This window comes from Streptomyces sp. NPDC029122, assembly GCF_055569445.1.
This window is the reverse complement of record NZ_JBVHWK010000065.1, coordinates 1-1,658: the sequence shown is the minus strand read 5'-3', so window position 1 is coordinate 1,658 and position 1,658 is coordinate 1. Positions and strand designations below refer to the sequence as shown.

The window sequence follows — 1,658 nt, the reverse complement described above, 5'->3', positions numbered from 1 at the left end:
TCGTTGGTGTGGTATGCGCATCCCGGACGAGACCCGTGACCAACTCTCCGCGAAGTTCGCGGTGTTGTTCCCACATCTGGACGAGCGGCAGCGACGGCTGCTGATGGGAACCGAGGCCCGGCTGCTGGGGCACGGTGGCATCCGGGCTGTCGCTCGGGCGGCCCAGGTCAGCGAGACGACGGTCCGCAATGGTGTGTTCGAGCTGGAATCCGGAGAGGAGCCGTTGGGACGGGTCCGGCGTCTCGGCGGAGGACGCAAACGGGTCGCCGATCTGGATCCGGGGGTGCGGCCGGCACTGCTGGCGCTGGTCGAACCCGATGAGAGGGGCGACCCGATGTCGCCGCTGCGGTGGACTGTGAAATCGACACGTACGATCGCGGCGGAGCTGGCCCGGGCCGGGCACCGGATCAGCGCCGATACCGTGGGCGACCTGCTGCGGGAGGAAGGCTTCAGCCTGCAGGCGAACGCGAAGACACTCGAGGGCAACCAGCACCCGGACCGGGACACCCAGTTCCGCTACCTCAACGAGCAGGCCCGCGAGCACCGGGACACCGGGCAACCTGTGATCAGCGTGGACACCAAGAAGAAGGAACTGGTCGGCGAGTTCAAGAACAGCGGCCGCCAGTGGCGTCCCGCCGGTGAGCCTGTCCCGGTCGGCGTCCACGACTTCGCCGACCCACAACTGGGCAAAGCCGTCCCCTATGGGATCTACGATTTGACCGCGAACACCGGCTGGGTCAACGTCGGCACCGATCACGACACCGCCTCGTTCGCAGTGGAATCGATCCGCCGCTGGTGGCACGGCCAGGGCCAGGCCAGTTACCCGCAGGCGACACGGCTGCTGATCACCGCCGACGCCGGCGGATCCAACGGATACCGCACCCGGGCCTGGAAGCTCGAACTCGCCAAGCTCTCCGCTGAGACCGGGCTGACGATCACCGTGTGTCATCTACCACCCGGCACTTCGAAGTGGAACAAGATCGAGCACAGGCTGTTCTCGCACATCACCATGAACTGGAGCGGCCGCCCGCTGACCAGCCACGAAGTCATCGTGCAGTCGATCGCGGCGACCACCACCCGCACCGGACTGCGCGTGAGGGCCGAACTCGACATCAACACCTACCCGACCGGAGTCCGCATCAAAGACGCCGAGATGGCCGCCCTGCCGTTGACCCGGCACGCGTTCCACGGCGACTGGAACTATGCACTGCACCCCCAGCCATCACCTGTGATCCAGGCGGCCCGGACCCCGCAGACGCAGGAACCGGAGTGGGACCAGGCCTTACTCTCCGATCCCGCACTGACCGGGATGTCCCGCCGGCAACTGAACGGCCTCACCGAGACCCTGGCCCCAGACGGGGATATCCGGCGCGGCCGCCCGCCCCGGCTGACCTTCCCCGACCAGATCCTGGCCACCGTGCTCCACTTACGGGCCGCCCTGGCTGCGGAACCCCTCGCCGTGCTGTTCGGCACCAGCCGCACCGCGATGCACCGAACCCTCCTGAAGAACCGCCGACTGCTCGAGACACACGGCATCACCATCCCGCCGGCGACAACCCCACCCACATCCCTCGCCGCCCTTCAGGCCCGAGTCCAGGCACAGACCGGCGAGGACAACAAGATCAAAACACCGTGTTAATGATCTGCAAGCCCTTAGG

The 1,658-nt window shown here is 67.1% G+C and carries 1 protein-coding gene; it reads left to right on the top strand.

All coding sequences use genetic code 11. From position 1 onward, the window contains the following. Positions 1 to 13: 13 nt before the first annotated feature. Entirely contained in the window at positions 14 to 1,639 is a 1,626-nt protein-coding gene (locus ACZ4WZ_RS33895) for an ISAzo13 family transposase (RefSeq protein WP_467896957.1), read from the top strand. The last annotated feature ends 19 nt before the right edge of the window (positions 1,640 to 1,658 follow it).